This window comes from Serratia sp. CY47280 (genome assembly GCF_052168655.1).
GTDB lineage: Bacteria > Pseudomonadota > Gammaproteobacteria > Enterobacterales > Enterobacteriaceae > Serratia > Serratia bockelmannii.
In genome coordinates this window covers 236,916-255,662 of record NZ_JBJNMG010000001.1, presented here as the reverse complement: position 1 = coordinate 255,662, position 18,747 = coordinate 236,916, and the positions used below count along the sequence as shown (strand labels likewise).

Below are 18,747 nucleotides of genomic sequence, written 5' to 3'. Positions count from 1 at the left end.
ACGATGCGCGCTTCAATTTGCGGTTTGCTGTTCTGCCTGCCGCTTTCCCCGGCCCAAAGCGATACCGGCGTCAACGACTTAACCAAAAGCCAGCCGTTCACCGTCAATGCAACCGTGGTTAAAGGCTGCGTATTGGGCAGCGGCGTCAGTGACGTGACCACCTTCGGCACCCTGAACTTCGGCCAGTTGTCCTCACTGAGCAACGCAGTCAGCGTCGTCTCCAGCAGCGGCGCCGGTTCGGTGCTGTTTCGCTGCAACCCGGGGCTGAGCGTCACGCTGGCCCTCGGCGTCGGCAATCACGTGACCGGATCCATCGCCGGCGGCAGAAAATTACAAAACGCTATCACGTCGGAAACGCTGCTGTATCAACTTTATCAAGACAGCAACTACGCCACCCTTTGGGGCGATGGCGCTAACGGCGGCGCGGCGCAGACCGTCGCCGCCACCGGTAGCACGCAAGAAATCAAGGTTTACGCCCGTCTGTTTTCGACCAGTACCCTGCCCACCAGTGGCGTTTACAGCGATACGGTCTTGTTGACGGTCACTTATTAAGTTTTTTTGCAATAAGGATTGAGTTATGCGCATACCCTTCCGTCTGCCGTTAACGGCAGCCTTGCTCCTGGCAAGCCAACAGCACGCCCTGGCCGCGGCTTCCATTCTCATTTGGCCGATCGATCCAGTGATTGAAGATCAACAACAGGCCACCGCGCTGTGGCTTGAAAATCGCGACAGCAAACCGGTCTATATGCAAATTCGCGTGTTGGGTTGGAAGCAAACCGCCGGCAAAGACGATTACAGCAACCAAAGCGACGTGATCGCCAGTCCGCCGGTGGCGTCGATCGCGCCAGGCAAACGCCAGCTGATACGCCTGATCAAACAGTCGGCGCCGGCGGCGGAACAGGAGCGCGCCTATCGCATTTTGGTCGATGAAGTGCCGGTGAAAGAACAATCATCGGATGCCGCCCCCGGCGGTGCAGAGATGGGGCTGAAATTCCAGATGCGCTACTCGGTGCCGCTGTTCGTCAGCGGCAAGGGGATTTGGACCAAACAGGACAGCGAAAAACCGCGCGATTACGCGACCGCCAGCCAACCCAAGCTCAGCTATCGTTTACAGCAGCAAAGCAGCGAACGCTGGCTGGAGGTGCGAAATCAAGGCGCAGTGCATGCCCGAATCTCGAAAGTGACGCTGCAAGGGCGCAGCCTAAATCCCGGCCTGATGGGATACGTGCTGCCCGGTTCACAGATGCGCTTCGCTTTGCCGCCCGCCGGCGGTTTCAGCAGCGGCAAGCTGATGGCCACGGTCAATGACAACAAACAGCCCGTAGCCATTCCGTCTTATTGAGGCCCAGGTGCAGCCGATAGAGAGGCTATCGACGCGGCGTTTCAACCTCAAGCCGCTGGCGTTTGCCATGCTGAGCATGGCGGCCGGCGGCTGGCTGCCGTTTGCGTTCGGCGACGATCTGCCCCCACCGCCCAGTGCCGTCAGCATGCCGGACACCACGCTGTATCTGGAGCCGGTCGTCAACGGGCGCCAAACCGGCAACGTCGTGCCAGTCAACTATCGCGGCGGCCATTACTACATGACGCCCCAGCAACTGCTCGACGCCGGGCTGCCGGTAGCGGATAAACAGGCGAAAGACATCGCCGTCGATCGGCTGGAGAAGGTGGATGTCAGCTACAGCGGCGAGAGCCAGCAGTTGCTGATCAACGTGCCCAACGACTGGTTGCCGCAGCAAACCATCGGCGCCCATTCACCGCTGCAACGCTTGCCGGCGCAAAGCAGCCTGGGTTTGCTGTTTAACTACGACATCTATGCCAGCCAAAGCAACGGCAATGGCCGACCAGGCTACCTGTCGGCGTGGAGCGAACAGCGGCTGTTCGACGGTTTCGGCGTCATCGCCAACACCGGCATCTACCGCAGCGGGTTTAACGGCGGGCCAAACGACGATGGCGGCCGCTATATTCGATACGACAGCTACTGGCGCTTCAACGATGACCAGCGGATGCTGAGTGTGATCGCCGGTGACTTAACCACCGGCTCGCTCCCCTGGAGCAGCGCCGTGCGCATCGGCGGCTTGCAATTGGCGCGCAATTTCGCGGTACGCCCGGATCTTATCACCTATCCGCTACCGCAATTTTCCGGCCAGGCAGCATTGCCCAGCAGCGTCGATTTATACATCAACAGCTATAAAAACAGCACCACCAACATCAATCCCGGGCCGTTTACCCTCAACAGCGTGCCCTACATTAACGGCGCGGGTCAGGCCACGGTCGTCACCACCGACGCCCTCGGCCGTCAGGTCAGCACCACGGTGCCGTTCTACGTGGCCAGCAACCTGCTGCAGACCGGCATGAGCGATTTCAGCATTTCCACCGGTTTGCTGCGGCGCAACTACGGGTTGAATTCTGCCGATTACGGGCAATGGGTAGGCAGCGCCAGTTTACGTTACGGCGTCACTGATTGGTTAACCCTGGAAGGACGCGCCGAAGGCGCAGCCGAATTGGCGGTCGGCGGCGGCGGCGCCGACATTCGCGTCGGACAATGGGGGGTTTTCAACGCGTCCTACAGCGTCAGCCAGGCCGGCGACGAAGCGTTTAACGGTGGCCGGCCGATACAATCCCCCACGTATTATGACCCGCTGACCGGCAGGCCGTTGCAACAGCCGGATCCCCAGCCCGTCTATCGCTACACCGGCAACCACGGCGATCAGAGCAGTTTTGGCTACACCTACAGCAACTCACGCTTCAGCCTCAACGCGCAACGTATCCTGCGCAGCGCCGATTTTGGCGACATTTCCGTGTATAAAAGCGACTACCGTCTGAGCCGCCGCACCGATCAATTGACCGGCAGCGTCAGCCTGGGCCGGCTCGGCAGCCTCGGCGCCGGTTATTTTGACGTACGCGACGCCATCGCCCAACGAACTCGCCTGATGAACCTGTCCTACAGTGTGTCGCTTTGGCGCAACAGCAGCCTGTACGCCTCGCTGAACCGGGAAATCGGCAGCAGCGGTTACAGTGCCCAACTGCAGCTCTCCATTCCGTTCGACAGTTGGGGTACCGCCAGCTTCAGCGCCGCGCGCGACAACAACAACCGCTGGAGCGAACGCGTCAGCTACAGCCGCGCCGCGCCGACTGATGGCGGTTTCGGTTGGAATCTGGCCTACGCCAATAACCCGAGCGGCGGCGATTACCGCCAGGCGGATCTGACCTGGCGCACCCGCAGGCTCGAAGCCCGAGCGGGCGTATACGGTACCCGTGATGAAACCAACCACTGGGGAGAAATCAGCGGTTCGCTGGTGGCGATGAACGGCGGCGTGTACGCCACCAACACCATCAACGATGCCTTTGCGCTGGTGTCCACGCAAGGATACGCCGACATTCCGGTGAGCTATGAGAACCAGCCGATCGGCAAGACCGATGCCCAGGGCTATTTACTGGTGCCGACCGTCACCTCTTACTACCATGCGAAATTCCAGATTGATCCGCTCAGCCTGCCCGCCGACGTCGCGCTGCCGACGGTGGAAAAAACCGTCGCCATTCGCGATCACAGCGGTTTTCTGGTCGAGTTCCCCATCCAACCCATCTCCGCCGCCGACGTCGAACTGGTTGACGAGCAAGGCAAACCGCTGGCCAACGGCAGCCAGGTGGCGGTGGTTGGCGGCCATCAGCAAAGCTATGTCGGTTGGGATGGCATGACCTATATCGACCCGGTGCAACAACACAATCGCCTGAGCGTGATCCCGGCCGACGGCGGCCCGCCGTGCCAGGCGGAATTCAGTCTGGCGAAGCCTCAGGGCATCCAGCGCGTCGGCCCGGTTGTCTGCCGCTAATTCAACGACGGAGAGTCACTATGTTTCGGGGATTGAAAGCCTTATTGTTAACCCTTTCGCTGCTGCTCTGTCAGCGCGCATTCGCCGACTGCGCCACCACCAACGGCACCGTCACCTTACCGGGGAGCAGCTCTTTCGTGGTCTACAATGGGCAGATCAACGCCCAGGGCACCGCCGGCCTCAACTGCACCGGCCTCGGCCTCAATTTGCTCACGCAAAACACCGTCACGGTCAAGATCGCCTCCACCACCAACAATATGGCGGTTGCCAACACCGACGGTTCCGGCGATAAAATCGCTTACCTGATCTACCCCGACGCCAACTACCAATATCCTTACAGCATCGGCCAAACCATCGACTACAGCTCGCTGAACCTGCTGTCGCTGATCCTGATTTCCTCCAACGTCAACTTTCCGCTGTATATCAAAACCACCGCCGGCGCCAACGTGCGCGCAGGCACCTATACCGACAGCATCAACCTGATCTGGAATTACCATATTTGCGGCCTGGGCGTGCTCGGCCTGTGCGTTTGGTGGGACGGCGTCGACAAACCCAGCACGGTCAGCGTCAGCGTCACCATCACCAAAGACTGCCTGATCGGCACCGCGCCCAACGTCAACTTCGGCAGCATGGCGTTGGTCGGGCAGTTCAATCCTGTCAATCAGAGCATCACCCTGACCTGCACCAAAACCGAGGGATACAACACCTATTTCACCAACGGCAATAACCCGGTTTCCGGTTGGCGACGCATGAAAAGCGGTACCAGTAATTTCATGCAGTACCAGATTTACTTGCCTAATACGACGACCGTTTGGGATAGCACCAACAAACAGAGCGGCGCCGGCACCGGCCTGGCGCAAAGCATCCCGTATAAGGCGGCGGTCAATGCGGCGCAGACGGAAGTGGCGGTCGGCAGCTATCAGGACACGCTCAGTTTTGTGGTGGAGTACTAGGCGTTGTGTTTTGCCGGCGTGGAAATTGTTTCCAAAATGTAATTTTTATGTGGCATTTTTTGCTCATTTGGCTATGCTCTTACCAATGGCTAAACTGGTCTAACCTCCTACCACACCATTGAGCAAGGAGTTCCCATGAGCAAAACCGTCGTAAAAATTGGCAGCTTCGAGGTCGATGACGCGCATCTTCACGCCGGCGCCGACCGCACCGGCACCCTGAGCATTCCCTGCAAGTCCGATCCGGATCTGTGCATGCAGCTGGACGGCTGGGATGAACATACCAGCATCCCGGCCATCCTCGACGGCAAACAGTCGCTGCTGTACAAGCAACACTACGATCGGCAAGCGGACGCCTGGGTGATGCGGCTGGCATGAAAATGCATCAGAACTGCTGACGACGCGCTGTTTTCATCGGAAACAGCGCGTTTTTTTATGCGATGGCGATGCCGCGGCCGGCAAAGAAAGGGGCGAAGCGGCTGAGCGGCAGGTGCACCCGCTCCCGCGTCGCCGGGCTGTCGCCCGAAGGATTGTGGAAGATCACGCTTTGCGCATCGGCGGCGGTGATCAGCACCAGATGCCCGCCCCGCTGCGGCGGCGTACTCTCCGGCCGGCGAATGGAGGGATGCACCGAGGCGATAAAGTAGCGGCATTCATGAAGCAGCGCCGGCACCTCGGCGGCCTCTAGCCCCACCTTCACCTCCGCTTGCAGCGCGAACTGCTCGCGCACATACTCGACGAACGGCGCATAAATCAGCCCCTTTATCCGCTCACCTTCGCGTACATAGGCGCCGTAGGGCAGGCTGCGGCGCGCCAGCTCCAGCAGCGGCGGCGCTTCGCCGTCGCGGTGGCCCAGCACCATTTTCAGGCAGGCCATGCCGCACACGTGGTTGGCCCACTCGACGTACTCTGCCCGATCGCGGGCGCCGCTGCGCGCCCAATTTTCGTCTTGCGCCAGCGTCGCGCGGCCGGCGATCAGATCGGCGGCCAGCTCCGGGCTCGCCCACTGGCACTCGTAGGGAACGGCGCGCATAAGATTAAAATTTGTCGACGACTTTGAAATTCATCAGCACCAGCGTCATGTCCGGCGAGAACAGGTCATACTCTTCGAAGAAGCGCTGCAGCTCTTTGCGCCAGTGCGCCAGCGAGCGATCGCCCTCGCCTTCGGCAAAGGCGTGCGCTTCATCAACCTGATCGTAAGTTTTCATTTCCACCGCGGTCAACTCGACTGCGCAAACCGGCTCACCCTTGCCGTCCACCACCAGGAACAGATCGCCGGCCTGTGGGATCCCTTCGCCGTCCAGGTTAGAACAGGTGGCCGTTTTGGTGCCATTGAGGATCAATTGCACGACTTCATCGGCCTGCTGCTCGGTATCGCCGAACGCCCAGCGCTCAAGGTGCTCGTATTTCTGCGGAATTGCCGTCGCCATGATTATACCTTTAGGAAAAATGCATCAATGCAGACAGGATAGTACAACGTATTGCCGGCCGTCTGCATCCGTCCCAAGCGCGACTGCGCGTTTTGCCAGCGCCACTTTTACGCGTTTTTACCTTTCTTCGCTGTGCCTGCCGCGCTGCCGGGCGCATACTGTGAACATTATTCACCCAATGGCGACTGCCAGGCGGTCACATGCAGCAAAATGACATCGATGCTGACGATACCTTCAGCGATTTACTCAACGGCGTCGCGTTAGTGACGCTTGTCCTCATCACCCTCGCCGGCGGGTGGTATTTCAGCTAAAAGGGGCGCAACGTGGCAACAAAACGCATGGGCAACAAGCTCAGTAAAATGGTCGTGGTGCTGCTGCTGATCTGCCTGGCGTTGCTGCTGTTGCGTTGGGCGGCGATCGCCTTCGGTTAATGCCGCGAGACGACACCGGCCGAACGCCGGCGCCCTGTTCATCGCCGCCGTGGCGCGGTCGGCTCCAGCAACTCCTGCAAATAGGCCAAACGCGCCTCCCCCTGAAGCAACCAGCGGCGACACAGCCAATGCTGCGTTTCACCCGTGCGGCTCAGGCGGTAGTACTCCGCCAAGGTTTCGACCCAGTTCATGATGTTTTCTCCTGCTTTTCGACACCGTCAGTATTGAGCGTAAAAACCAGAAGAAATACTGATGGCTTGTTTTTTATGCTTCCTGTTTTAGGCGGCGGGTAGCGAAGCCGCAGTTCAGCTGTTACATTGGGCAAAAATCAACCCACCGAGGTGTAGACCATGACGTTCTCGGAACAGGAGATTAAACCCGTATGGGATGAGGTCGCACGCCTGATCGGCGACGGCGTGATGCAGCTGCGCCATCGCGGTGAAGCGCTGTCGGTGGAAACGCTGGAAAAACATCTGGCGCGGCAGTTGGCGGACAGCAACGATATCGAACGGCGCATCCTACTCGGCGCCGCCATCAACATGCTGAAAGGCGGAAAATGAATCGCCAACCGAAAAGGTTGGCGATTCGACAGAAGCCCGAGGTATGCAAGCCCGGCCTTCTGCGCGCTACTATGTCACGCTAATATGACGTAATTAATAGGAATTGTCGGGTTTTTGCCCAAAACGCCCTATTTTTGTTGCCTGCATTACGCCAACACGAAATCGCCGGCATCCAGCGGCTGCCCCACCACTTTCACCAGGAAGTCGTTGCCGTCAAAGGCGCCGCCCAGGTTGATCGCCACATCGCTGACGTGATTTTGCTCATCGTAGCTCAGCTTCGCCTCGCCCGCCTTGCCGCTGAACTGATCGACGAAGCGGATGCCGTCGGCGCTGCCGGTGTTGAACAACGTCAGATCGATCTTGTCCTCGCCGCGCACGAAGTCGCGGATCCAATCCGGCGCCGCCGCCGTCGACTCATCCGCCGCAAAGTAGACGAAGGTGTCCTTGCCGGCACCGCCCCACAGCTGATCCGCCCCTTTGCCGCCGTACAGCACGTCATCGCCCGCGCCGCCCTTGAGCACGTTATCGGCGGCGTTCCCGACCAGCACATCGTTACCCGACCCGCCGATGGCATTTTCAATCGTCACGCCTGCGGCGATAGACACATTGCCTTTCAGGCCACCGACGTCCGAGAACGCCTTTTCATTCAGGTTGATGCGCTGATTTTGACCGAAGCCGGAGAAGTCGAAGGTGTCGTTGCCGCCGGCATCCCAGGCGGTGAAAATTATCTTGTCCTGCGCGCCGGTGGCGGTGAGGAAGTCGCGATCGGTGTTGGAATTGAATCCGTAAACCGTATCGCCGGTGCGGGTGTTCATGTTGGCACCGTAGAAATGCTGGATCGCCGTGATGTCGTTGAGCAACGGCCCGGAAGAGTACGCGCCTTTAAAGTCCTGCCCGGTGTTACTTTCGCTGAAATAGCTCATCAGGCTGTGCGCGCGGCTGTCCTCAAAGTAGGTCGCGTCTTTAGCGTAGGTGATGCTGACGCCCGGCGCGGCGTTATAGTCGCCCGGATGCTGCAACCCCAGCGCATGGCCGATTTCATGGGTGAAGGTCTGGCGACCGTACTCGTTCTCATGGATCTGGTTGTTGACGAAGGTATGGTTCTTGGCGTTATACCAGGTTTGCCCGGCGACCGAAGGCGAGGTGTCCGGGTTATACGCAAAGGCATAGGAGCCGCGCGAGCTGTAGTCGAACAGGCCGAATTTGATGTTGGCAGCGGCGGTGTTGCTGGTTTCGGTGAAGGTGATGTTAGCCACGTCTGACCATGACTGCAGCGACAGTTTAGCCTGCTCGCGCTGTTCGGCGTTAAAGCTGCTGAAGCCGCTGATGCCCATGCTCGACATGTTGCCCGGCGCCTTTTCCCAGAAGCTGTAGGTCAGAGAGACCGGCGTGTCGGTCACGCCCTTGTCGTGCCAACTGCGATCGCCGCGCACCAGCTCCAGGCCGGCGTTTTCGAACGTTTTCGACGGATGAAGCACGGTAATGGTGTCGTCTTCATCGGGTTTATAAGCGCCCAACAGGGCTAATACGCCTTCGGCCTTAACGGAAGCATTGCTTGATGACATAACCTTATCTCCATATTCGTCAATTCAATCGGGGGGATGCCCCAACTGGCGGATTGCCTGAACGGCAGCGGCCCGGTGTTGAATCAATACGGGGATATCGGTAATGCGGTGGCGCCTTCCCTCGGCACTCTGAATGAGAACGATAATCCCTTAAGAGAAAAGAATAGACACATTTTCGTCGAGTACAGAATTTTCTCAGATAAAGTCCGACTATGCATTTGCGCCATACGAATGATTTTCAAGATAATCATCAGCATTATCACGATGAGCGGAAAAAAGCATAAAAAAACCGGGGCAATCCAACCCCGGTTATCCATAAGAAACTCTGGACTCAGACTAACCAACCGAGCAACAGCGTCGCGCCAATGACCGTGGAAGCGCCGCCAATGCGCGTGGCGATTTGGGCGAATGGCATCAGCCCCATACGGTTCGACGCCGACAGGATCGCCACATCGCCGGTGCCGCCCAGGCCACTGTGACAACAGGTGACGATTGCCGCCTCCACCGGGAACATCTTCAGGTAAGGCGCAATCAGGAAACTGACCAGCCCCATCGACAGCACCACCGAGCCGCAGACCACCACATAACCGACCGAGAACACTGCCACCACGCTTTCCAGCGGCACGTACAGCATGCCCAGACCGATCATCAGCGGCCACACCAGCGCCGTGGAGACGAACTTGTAGAAACTGTGCGCGCCGGTTTCCATCGAGGCCGGGATCACCCGGCAGTACTTGCACAGCACCGCGAACAGGATCATCAGCACCGGGCCGGGAATATGCACGATGTGTTCGAACAGGCCGCCGACGATAAAGAAGGCGCAGATCACCAGCAGCCCGCCGCCCATCAGTTGGAAATCGACGTTGCCGCTTTGCTCCTTGATGGCGAACATCGCGTTCTCCTGCGCCGAACGGATCAGCATGCCGTCGCCGCTCAGCGCCTTGCGCTGCATGCCGATACGCGCCAACACCCCGGCGGTCACGATGGCGAAGATGTTACCCAGCACCGCCGCCGGCGCCAGCTGCGCGACATAGACGTCCGGCGTCGAGCCCAGGATCGCCGAATAGGCCAGCGACAGCGGTAAAATCCCCTCGCCGATGCCGCCACCGATGATTGGCACGATGATGAAGAAGAAGGTGTGATAGAAGGTAAAGCCGAACAGCTTGCCCACCAGCAGCCCGGTGATCACCGCCGTGATCGTACCCACCACCAGCGGCACGAACATGCGAATCATCCCCTGGATCAGGATCACCCGGTTCATGCCGAGAATGCTGCCGACCACCAGACTGGCGATGACGAAATAAAGCAGGTTGGCGTCTTTCATCAGCAGATGGACGGTGCCCATAACGTTGGGCTGGAAGACATTGAAATAGACCAGCACCGAGGGCACCATCAAACACAGAATGGCCGGCCCGCCGATATCGCGCAGCACGGGAATGCTTTTTCCCAACTGAGCCAGCGCAAAGCCCAGCGTCATTATCACTGCCAGGCCGCCGATCATATTTTTCGGCAGGAAGTTGGCATAGGCGGAAATCGCCACGATGGCGCAAATCGTGATAAACAACGCGATCGGTACCGCGCCGATATCCATTTGACGAAGTTGATTAATTAATCCTGAGGATTCGGACGATGCCGTATTTTTATCACAGGCCAGTTCTGCATTTATCTGTTTCATTATTCACCCTGCTGACAAGCGTACAGTACGGTTAGATTCACCTGGCGCAACATCCCGCCATTGCCAAGCAAAAACAAATGATTACGAAAAATCCTATTGTGGATTTCGCTTTTTCTAATAAGAAATAAAACAGTAGACAGCCCTGAAGATATGATAAAAAATAAAAATGCAAAACTAAATTACACCGACGGAATTCAATATTGTGACCCTCCGCCAAGGTTGGTTTTAATTAATTATCGTCAGCATTTTGTAATTAAAGTAAGCAGGTTTAAATTCGCTGCTATGCTATAGGAGGGCGAAAAAGCCCCCTGATTTATTAATAAAGAACCGGAAACGCAGTAGCTGAATCCGGTCAGCTTGATCCGAACCTTAATCCTGCGCGCGGCACCGCTCGGGAAAGAGGCATAATATGACTCATTAAGGAAGTAGAATATGTCTTCACGCGCTGTTACCCCACAAACTCTCGCTCGCTACGGCATCCATCAGGCCGCCGATATCGTCTATAACCCTAGCTATGAATTGCTGTTCGCCGAAGAGACCCGCGCCGACCTGCCGCCGCTGGAACGCGGCACCCTCACCCAACTGGGTGCGGTCAACGTCGCGACCGGTGAGTTCACCGGCCGTTCGCCGAAGGACAAATACATCGTGCGCGACGACACCACGCGCGATACCGTCTGGTGGTCGGACAACGGCACCGGCAAGAACGACAACCAGCCGCTCTCGCCGGAAGTCTGGCAGCATCTGAAGACGCTGGTGGGCAACCAGCTCTCCGGCAAGCGTTTGTTCGTGGTGGACGCGTTCTGCGGCGCCAACGCCGACACGCGCCTGAAAGTGCGCTTCATTACCGAGGTGGCCTGGCAGGCGCACTTCGTGAAAAACATGTTTATTCGCCCGAGCGACGCCGAACTGGCGGACTTCGAGCCGGACTTCGTGGTAATGAACGGCGCCAAATGCACCAACCCGGACTGGCAGCAGCAAGGGCTGCATTCGGAGAACTTCGTCGCCTTCAACCTGACGGAACGCATGCAGCTGATCGGCGGCACCTGGTACGGCGGCGAAATGAAAAAAGGCCTGTTCTCGATCATGAACTACCTGCTGCCGCTGAAGGGCATCGCCTCGATGCACTGCTCGGCCAACGTCGGCGAGCAAGGCGACGTGGCGGTGTTCTTCGGGCTGTCCGGCACCGGCAAAACCACCCTCTCCACCGATCCGAAACGCCAGCTTATCGGCGATGACGAGCACGGCTGGGACGACGACGGCGTGTTCAACTTCGAAGGCGGCTGCTACGCCAAGACCATCAAGCTGTCGCCGCAGGCGGAGCCGGAAATCTATCAGGCGATCCGCCGCGATGCGCTGCTGGAAAACGTCACCGTACGGGCCGACGGCAGCATCGACTTCGACGACGCCAGCAAAACCGAGAACACCCGCGTCTCCTATCCGATTTATCACATCGAGAACATCGTCAAACCGGTGTCCAAAGCCGGCCATGCGCGCAAGATCATCTTCCTGACCGCCGACGCCTTCGGCGTACTGCCGCCGGTATCGCGCCTGACGCCGGAGCAGACCCAATACCACTTCCTGTCCGGCTTCACCGCCAAGCTGGCCGGCACCGAGCGCGGCATCACCGCCCCGACGCCGACCTTCTCCGCCTGCTTCGGCGCCGCGTTCCTGACGCTGCACCCGACGCAATACGCCGAAGTGCTGGTGAAACGCATGGAGGCCGCCGGCGCCCAGGCTTACCTGGTCAACACCGGCTGGAACGGCAGCGGCAAACGTATTTCTATCAAAGATACGCGCGGCATTATCGACGCTATTCTGAATGGCGACATTGAGCAGGCCGAGACCTTCACGCTGCCGATCTTCGGGCTGGCAGTGCCGACCGCACTGCCGGGCGTCGATCCGTCGATTCTCGATCCGCGCAAAACCTACGCCGACGAATCGCTGTGGCAGGAGAAAGCGCAGGATCTGGCCCAGCGCTTTATCGATAACTTCGCCAAATATACCGTCACCCCGGCGGGCGAAAAGCTGGTGAACGCTGGGCCGAAGCTGTAACGCAGACGTTTTGCATCCTGTTGTTCAAGGGCCGATTCGTCGGCCCTTTTTTGTATTCACGCTTCCGCCAGCAAACCCGGCATCACCAGCGCCACCGCCGCCGCGATGCGCTCGTCGATCGCGCTGCCCGGCGGCAACAGTCCCAGCGTCATCTGCCGTAGCGGTTCGGCGATGGTCATCGCCAACAGCAAGTCGCTGGTTTGCGCCCAGTCGCGCGCACGCAGCCAGCCGCACTGCTGCTGGCGCTGCAGCCAGTCCGCCACCGTCGCCCGGCCGCGCTGAATGCCGTTGCGCTGATAGCTGTCCAGCAGCGCCTCGCGCCCCGGAAACTCGCTTTGCAGCAGCCGAAACATCCCTACCGCCTCGGCGCTCAATACCTGCTGCGCGATGGCCTTCAGCCCCTTTTCCAACAGCGGCGCCACCGCCGCCCGTTGCCCGGCATCCTGGGCGAAGGCCGGCTGAAACGCCTCGGTCCAGCCGCTCACCGCCTGCGCGACCAGTTCGTCGCGATTGGCCGCAAAGCGATACAGGGTTTTTTTAGCCACCCCGGCGCGTTTCGCCACCGCGTCCACCGTTGCTGCGGCATAGCCGCCGTCGAGCAGCAACGCCAGCGTCGCTTGCGCCAGCGCGGCGCGCAGCGCCGTTTCCGGCGTGGCCGGCCGGCCGCGAGCGCGCGGCGGTTCTTCATTCGGGTTCGCCATATTTATTCCTCACAAGCATTGACAGACTCAGCATAGCGGCATAGTTTTATTTTGGAAACACAATTCGTTTCAAAAATAAAACAGGAACCCATTATGACACATCCCTCCTTGCTGGCGCCCTGGGGCGTTAACGATATCAACGAGTTGCTCAAACCTGAACCGCTGCGGCTGGAGATGGGGCTGAGTCGCAGCGCTGACGGTTTGCTGACCGTCGCGGTCCGTACCGATCTGCACGGCTGCAAGGGGCGCATGCTGGACTGGTGGTTCACCTTCTTTGAGAACACGCAGCACATCAACTGGTGGCACCCGCACGATCACGTCGAACATCGCGGCTGGGATCGCCATTGGAAAAAAGGGGAAAGCTACGTCGGCGCCAGCATCGAAGCGGTCGAATGGCTGGCGGAACTGCCGCCGGTCGCGGCACGCCTCAAGTTTCACGCCGCCGAGGACTTCTTCGCGCCGCAGCCGCTGCGCCAGGCGCGTGATGCGCAGGCGCTCTCCGCCGCCGTGTGTGCGCGCATCGGCTTCGGCGATCAGGTGGCGTTGGATGACAACGGCGATCCCTGCGACGGCGAGATGCTGCATCTGGCGCGCGATACGCCGTACGGGTGCGTGCTGCGCAGCCGTTTCCTGCTGGGTAAAGCCTGCGCCAACGCCCACGACGAACTCTCGGACGACATCGGGTTTAACCTGATGCGCCACTGCTACAACGAGTTCAGCTATCTGGCACAGTTCCTGCCGTCGCTGTACTATGCCGAAAACGGCCGCGAGCCGGCGCCGTTACTCTGGTAAGCCACCGACGGGGCCTGTTATTTTTTCGCGATGCCGCTATAGTGATTTTCATCGCCATTCCCGCGTTTATGACGGAGAACTCATGGAAAATCCAGGCTATAGCGGCGGCTGCCTGTGCGGACATATTCGCTTTCAGGTGCACGGCCTGCCCGGTAACCCACACAGCTGTTCCTGCGAATTTTGCCGGCGCCACTCCGGTGCACCGACGCTCTGCTGGGTCGAATTTCCGCGTCAGGCCGTCGAGTGGAACGGCCCGGGCGGCATGCCCACGCTCTACCGCTCTTCCCCCTATTCCAGCCGCGCCTTTTGCCCGCGCTGCGGCAGCACGCTGGGGGCGATCGACGACGAGCCGACGGTGGCGTTGAGCACCGGCAGCTTCGATCGGGCCGATCTGCCGGAGCTGCGCCCGGTCTCGCACGCGTTCGCCGATGTTTGCCCCGAATGGTGGCATATCGACGGCATGCGCTGAGCGCCTCACAGTTCCCGCTGAAATCAATTGATTGTTTTGTCGTATAAATTTAGAACTGACGAACAATAATTCAAATGTATGGGAACGGGGATGAATCAACAGACTCTCGACGCGCGCCGTTCGCGTCAGGCGTTGCTAGCCGGCTCGGTTGGCAACTTTATCGAATGGTATGAGTTCGGGGTGTACGGGTTCCTGGCTACCGTCATCGCCGCCAATTTTTTCACGCTGCAGGGTGAAAATGAAGTCACCAGCCTGATCCTCACCTACGCCGCCTTCGCGCTGGCGTTTTTCTGCCGGCCGATCGGCGCGGTGATCTTCGGCCGCATCGGCGATCGCATCGGCCGTCGCCCGACGCTGATTGCGGTTCTGTTGTTGATGACGCTGGCCACCGCACTGATCGGCGTCATGCCGACCTATGCCTCGATCGGCGTCGCCGCCCCGCTGCTGCTGACGCTGCTGCGCATGTTTCAGGGGCTGTTCGCCGGCGGCGAATTCGGCGGCGCCGTATCACTGATGACCGAATTCGCCCCGAAGGGCAAACGCGGGCTGTTCGGCGCCTGGCAATCGTTGACCGTCGCGCTCGGCCTGCTGGCCGGGGCCGGGCTGGTGGCGCTGCTGGCCGCGCTGCTCAGCGTGCAGCAGCTGCATGACTGGGGCTGGCGCATTCCCTTCCTGCTGGCGCTGCCGATGGGCGCTGTGGCGCTGTGGCTGCGGCTCAAGCTCGAAGAGACGCCCACGTTTACCCAGGCGCAACAGGCCGCGGAACACAGCGCCGCACCGCAGGAGGCGAGCTTGGGCGGCGTGGCGAAAACCATATTGATCGGCATCGGCCGCATGATGGGCTGGTCGGCCGCCGGCTATACCTTCCTGGTGGTGATGCCTTCCTATTTGCAAACCTCGTTGCACGCCACCTTCCAGCAGGCGCTGGTGGCGACGGTGCTGGCCAACGTCGGCTTCGCCCTGACCATTCTGCCGGCGGGCATCATCAGCGACAAACTGGGGCGTAAAACGGTGATGCTGACGGCGGTGGCGGCGGTGATCCTGTTCACCTTCCCGCTGCTGCACCTGTTGCAGGATGCGCAGAGTTCACTGTGGGCCAAAGGGCTGGCAGTGATGGTCGCCGGCGCCGTAGTCGGCCTGCTGGCCGGCCCCGGCCCGGCGATGCTGGCGGAGATGTTCCCGACCCGGGTGCGCTATACCGGTTTGGGGCTGGCTTACTCGCTGTCCAATGCGGTGTTTTCCGGCTCGGCCGGGCTGATTATCACCGGCCTCATCAAACAGACCGGTAATATCGACATTCCCGCCTACTACGTGGTCGCCACCTCGGTGGTCAGCCTGTTTGCGCTGATGACGCTGCGCCGCGACGATCATCTGCGCTCACTTAACGAACGTTAATCCTCCGGGGGCACATCGCCCCCTTGCCAACTCGTGACCTCGATCACAAGGCACAAATGTTAACGTTAACTTTTGTGATTAACATCTCATGCGTGATATCTGGCCGCTTCATCCCTTCGCGAGTTAACGTTAACAATAGAGCTAACTTCACTCACCGGGGCCCTACCCATGAACCGCGAAACTAAAAAATATTACGTGCTGCTCAGCGGCCTGCTGTTCTTCTTTTTCTTCACCTGGTCTTCCAGCTTTTCGCTGATCTCGCTGTGGCTGAATCAGAAGATCGGCCTGAAAGGCGCCGAGACCGGCCTGATCTTCTCCGCTATCTCGTTGGTGGCGCTGTGCGCCCAGCCGCTGTACGGGTTTATTCAGGATAAACTTGGGCTGCGCAAACACCTGCTGCAGTTTCTCGGCGTGATGCTGCTGCTGACCGGCCCGTTCTTTATCTACGTTTACGCCCCGCTGCTGGCGAGCAGCCTGCCGCTCGGCGCTTTGGTCGGCGGGGTGTTCATCGGCGCGACCTTCTTCGCCGGTATCGGCGCGCTGGAATCTTATACCGAGCGAGTCAGCCGCATCAGCGGTTTCGAATTCGGCCGCGCCCGCATGTGGGGCTCGCTCGGCTGGGCCAGCGCCACCTTTGTGGCCGGTTTTATCTTCAATATCAATCCGAACATCAATTTCTGGCTGGCCTCCGCCGCCGCCGTGGTGTTCCTGGTGCTGCTCAGCCAGGTACGCGAGCTGAAGCCGAACGCCATGGCCGGCCTGGCGTTCGGCAAACCGGAAAACCTGCGGCTGCAGGACGCGCTGGCGCTGCTGCGCATGCCCGGCTTCTGGGCACTGGTGGTGTTTGTGCTGGGGATCAGCGTATACAACGTTTTCGATCAGCAATTTTCGGTCTACTTCGCTTCACAGTTCGCTTCTCGCGCACAGGGCAACGAGATGTACGGTTTTCTCAACTCGCTGCAGGTCTTCCTCGAGGCCGGCGGCATGTTCCTGGCGCCGCTGCTGGTGAACCGCATCGGCGCCAAACAGGGGCTGTTGCTGGCCGGTGGCGTGATGGCGCTGCGCATGTTCGGTTCCGGCTTAGTCAGCGGCGCCCTGATGATCTCCGCCATGAAACTGCTGCACGCCGTAGAATTGCCAATCCTGCTGATCGCTATCTTCAAATACATCGCGAGCCGCTTTGACAGCCGACTCTCCTCCACACTGTACCTGGTAGGCTTCCAGTTCATCACCCAGGTGATGGCCAGCTTCCTGTCGCCGCTGGCGGGCTACGGTTATGACCGCATCGGCTTTGCCGACACCTATCTGCTGATGGGCTGCGCGGTCGCCGCCACGACGCTTGTCTCCTGTTTCCTGCTGCGCGGCGAACGTTCCGCCAGCGTAGCCCCCTTTCAATCCGCCATTAAATCAAGTGAGTCTGTCCAATGAACACTGCCTTAGCTCAAGCCGACCATGCGGTCGAAGCCCTGCGTGCAGAGCGCCGAGACGATTACTACCCGCAGTTCCATCTCGCGCCGCCCGCCGGCTGGATCAACGATCCCAACGGCCTGATCTGTATTGACGGCGTCTATCATGCCTTCTTCCAGCATCACCCCTATAGCGAACACTGGGGCCCCATGCACTGGGGGCACGCGACCAGCCGCGACCTGATACGCTGGCAGCATCAGCCCATCGCCCTGGCACCCGATGCGCCCTATGACAAAGACGGTTGCTTTTCCGGCTGCGCCGTAGATGACAACGGTGTGCTGACGCTGATTTACACCGGCCACGTGTGGCTGGGCGAACCCGGTGACGACAGCCAGGTGCGGGAAGTGCAATGTCTGGCCACCAGCGAAGACGGCATACGCTTCATCAAACACGGGCCGGTACTGGCCCCGCCGGACGGCATTCAGCATTTTCGCGATCCGAAAGTCTGGTGCGAAAACGGCGAATGGTGGCTGGTGGTCGGCGCCAAAGAAAACGGCCTGGGCCAGGTGCGCCTGTACCGCTCTGCCGACCTGCGCGCCTGGCGCTTCGATCGGGTGCTGGCCGGCGCGCAAACGGCGCATCAGGGCTATATGTGGGAATGCCCGGATTTCTTCCCGCTGGGGGAACAACACCTGTTGCTGTTCTCGCCGCAAGGGCTGGTGGCGCAGGGCTACCGCTACCGCAATCGCTTCCAGAGCGGCTATCTGCTTGGCCACTGGCGGCCTGATAGCGACTTTACGGTGACCCAGCCCTTCTGTGAGTTGGATGCCGGCCACGATTTCTATGCGCCGCAGACCTTCACCGCCGCCGACGGTCGTCGGCTGCTGTTTGCCTGGATGGATATGTGGGAATCACCGATGCCCAGCAAAGCGCACCGCTGGGCCGGCGCCCTCACGCTGCCGCGCGAACTGACGCTGGCCGCCGACGGCAGCGTCCGCATGAGCCCGGCGCGTGAACTGACGGCGCTGCGCCGAGAGTCACACACGTTTTTGGCGCAGACGCTGACCAATCAGCATCTGCCGCTGGCGAACGATATGCAGGAGCTCATCCTGACGTTGAGACCGGCCGACAGCGACGCTGAGCGGTACGGGCTGGCCATTGGGAGTGCGGCGCGGCTGTTCGTCGACAATCAGTCACACCGACTGGTGCTGGAGCGTGTTGATGAACACCCGGCGCTGTGCACCTGCCGCAGTGTGCCGCTACCGGGGGGTGACATCCTGTCGCTGCGGATCTTTATTGACCGCTCATCGCTGGAGATCTTCGTTAATCAGGGACAGGCCTGCCTGACCAGCCGCATCTATCCGACGGCGGGCGATCGCCGTCTCAGCCTGTTCGCCGAAGGCGGCCGGGCGCGGTTCGAGCCCACCACGGGATGGCAGTTGGCAAGCATCTGGGGATAATGGGAATGAGCACCGGGCGCGCAGCAACGC

The 18,747-nt window shown here is 59.9% G+C and carries 19 protein-coding genes; 13 read left to right on the top strand and 6 right to left on the bottom strand.

Annotation, left to right across the window (positions count from 1 at the left end; genetic code table 11):
- Positions 1 to 3: 3 nt before the first annotated feature.
- The 5 genes from ACJ8J4_RS01335 to ACJ8J4_RS01315 all read left to right on the top strand — a co-directional run bounded on the left by ACJ8J4_RS01335 (position 4) and on the right by ACJ8J4_RS01315 (position 5,158).
- Entirely contained in the window at positions 4 to 552 is a 549-nt protein-coding gene (locus tag ACJ8J4_RS01335; protein WP_168186800.1) for a Csu type fimbrial protein, read from the top strand.
- A gap of 25 nt (positions 553 to 577) precedes the next feature.
- Entirely contained in the window at positions 578 to 1,342 is a 765-nt protein-coding gene (locus ACJ8J4_RS01330) for a fimbrial biogenesis chaperone (RefSeq protein WP_142590456.1), read from the top strand.
- A gap of 67 nt (positions 1,343 to 1,409) precedes the next feature.
- Complete coding sequence (locus ACJ8J4_RS01325; protein ID WP_236689692.1) at positions 1,410 to 3,830, top strand: fimbria/pilus outer membrane usher protein; 2,421 nt, start codon at positions 1,410 to 1,412, stop codon at positions 3,828 to 3,830.
- Between the two features lie 20 nt (positions 3,831 to 3,850).
- Complete coding sequence (locus ACJ8J4_RS01320; protein WP_025302579.1) at positions 3,851 to 4,783, top strand: Csu type fimbrial protein; 933 nt, start codon at positions 3,851 to 3,853, stop codon at positions 4,781 to 4,783.
- Positions 4,784 to 4,918: 135 nt separating this feature from the next.
- A complete protein-coding gene (locus ACJ8J4_RS01315; protein ID WP_025302578.1) occupies positions 4,919 to 5,158 on the top strand; it encodes a DUF1480 family protein in 240 nt (79 codons plus the stop codon).
- Positions 5,159 to 5,213: 55 nt separating this feature from the next.
- On the opposite strand, the gene ACJ8J4_RS01310 is transcribed toward ACJ8J4_RS01315, so the two are convergent.
- Positions 5,214 to 5,813, bottom strand: a complete 600-nt coding sequence (locus ACJ8J4_RS01310; RefSeq protein ID WP_025302577.1) for a C39 family peptidase — start codon at positions 5,811 to 5,813, stop codon at positions 5,214 to 5,216.
- Positions 5,814 to 5,817: 4 nt separating this feature from the next.
- Positions 5,818 to 6,210: an ASCH domain-containing protein gene (locus tag ACJ8J4_RS01305; protein WP_004931522.1), complete on the bottom strand. Its 393-nt coding sequence runs from the start codon at positions 6,208 to 6,210 to the stop codon at positions 5,818 to 5,820.
- A 338-nt stretch (positions 6,211 to 6,548) separates the two neighbouring features.
- On the opposite strand from ACJ8J4_RS01305, the gene yniD reads away from it, so the two are divergent.
- Positions 6,549 to 6,641 carry a small membrane protein YniD gene (gene yniD / locus ACJ8J4_RS01300; RefSeq protein WP_016928013.1) on the top strand — a complete coding sequence of 31 codons (93 nt, stop codon included), beginning with the start codon at positions 6,549 to 6,551 and terminating at the stop codon, positions 6,639 to 6,641.
- 38 nt (positions 6,642 to 6,679) lie between these two features.
- On the opposite strand, the gene ACJ8J4_RS01295 is transcribed toward yniD, so the two are convergent.
- A complete protein-coding gene (locus ACJ8J4_RS01295) occupies positions 6,680 to 6,832 on the bottom strand; it encodes a hypothetical protein (RefSeq protein WP_162837925.1) in 153 nt (50 codons plus the stop codon).
- A gap of 159 nt (positions 6,833 to 6,991) precedes the next feature.
- On the opposite strand from ACJ8J4_RS01295, the gene ACJ8J4_RS01290 reads away from it, so the two are divergent.
- Positions 6,992 to 7,201, top strand: coding sequence for a hypothetical protein (locus ACJ8J4_RS01290; RefSeq protein WP_004931526.1), 210 nt, complete (start codon positions 6,992 to 6,994; stop codon positions 7,199 to 7,201).
- A 146-nt stretch (positions 7,202 to 7,347) separates the two neighbouring features.
- Here ACJ8J4_RS01290 and ACJ8J4_RS01285 read toward each other — a convergent pair whose 3' ends face one another.
- Together ACJ8J4_RS01285 and ACJ8J4_RS01280 are read right to left on the bottom strand one after the other, a co-directional pair.
- Positions 7,348 to 8,766, bottom strand: a complete 1,419-nt coding sequence (locus tag ACJ8J4_RS01285; RefSeq protein WP_025302576.1) for a serralysin family metalloprotease — start codon at positions 8,764 to 8,766, stop codon at positions 7,348 to 7,350.
- Positions 8,767 to 9,097: 331 nt separating this feature from the next.
- Complete coding sequence (locus tag ACJ8J4_RS01280; RefSeq protein WP_049295452.1) at positions 9,098 to 10,441, bottom strand: 2-hydroxycarboxylate transporter family protein; 1,344 nt, start codon at positions 10,439 to 10,441, stop codon at positions 9,098 to 9,100.
- A 432-nt stretch (positions 10,442 to 10,873) separates the two neighbouring features.
- Here ACJ8J4_RS01280 and pckA point away from each other — a divergent pair, with 432 nt between their 5' ends.
- Positions 10,874 to 12,493 carry a phosphoenolpyruvate carboxykinase (ATP) gene (pckA, locus tag ACJ8J4_RS01275; protein WP_164067569.1) on the top strand — a complete coding sequence of 540 codons (1,620 nt, stop codon included), beginning with the start codon at positions 10,874 to 10,876 and terminating at the stop codon, positions 12,491 to 12,493.
- 56 nt (positions 12,494 to 12,549) lie between these two features.
- Here pckA and ACJ8J4_RS01270 read toward each other — a convergent pair whose 3' ends face one another.
- The gene (locus ACJ8J4_RS01270; RefSeq protein ID WP_164067571.1) at positions 12,550 to 13,194 is read right to left on the bottom strand and encodes a TetR/AcrR family transcriptional regulator; all 645 of its coding nucleotides are present in this window, start codon (positions 13,192 to 13,194) and stop codon (positions 12,550 to 12,552) included.
- Positions 13,195 to 13,287: 93 nt separating this feature from the next.
- Here ACJ8J4_RS01270 and ACJ8J4_RS01265 point away from each other — a divergent pair, with 93 nt between their 5' ends.
- From ACJ8J4_RS01265 to ACJ8J4_RS01245, 5 genes are all read left to right on the top strand, one after another.
- Positions 13,288 to 13,986 (top strand): DAPG hydrolase family protein, encoded by a 699-nt coding sequence (locus tag ACJ8J4_RS01265; protein WP_025302572.1) that lies wholly within the window; start codon positions 13,288 to 13,290, stop codon positions 13,984 to 13,986.
- An 82-nt stretch (positions 13,987 to 14,068) separates the two neighbouring features.
- Positions 14,069 to 14,455 carry a GFA family protein gene (locus tag ACJ8J4_RS01260; RefSeq protein WP_025302571.1) on the top strand — a complete coding sequence of 129 codons (387 nt, stop codon included), beginning with the start codon at positions 14,069 to 14,071 and terminating at the stop codon, positions 14,453 to 14,455.
- A gap of 90 nt (positions 14,456 to 14,545) precedes the next feature.
- Positions 14,546 to 15,850, top strand: a complete 1,305-nt coding sequence (locus tag ACJ8J4_RS01255; RefSeq protein ID WP_025302570.1) for an MFS transporter — start codon at positions 14,546 to 14,548, stop codon at positions 15,848 to 15,850.
- 168 nt (positions 15,851 to 16,018) lie between these two features.
- Positions 16,019 to 17,278, top strand: a complete 1,260-nt coding sequence (locus ACJ8J4_RS01250; protein ID WP_025302569.1) for an MFS transporter — start codon at positions 16,019 to 16,021, stop codon at positions 17,276 to 17,278.
- Complete coding sequence (locus ACJ8J4_RS01245) at positions 17,275 to 18,717, top strand: glycoside hydrolase family 32 protein (RefSeq protein WP_164062572.1); 1,443 nt, start codon at positions 17,275 to 17,277, stop codon at positions 18,715 to 18,717. Before ACJ8J4_RS01250 ends, ACJ8J4_RS01245 begins: the two co-directional genes overlap by 4 nt.
- The last annotated feature ends 30 nt before the right edge of the window (positions 18,718 to 18,747 follow it).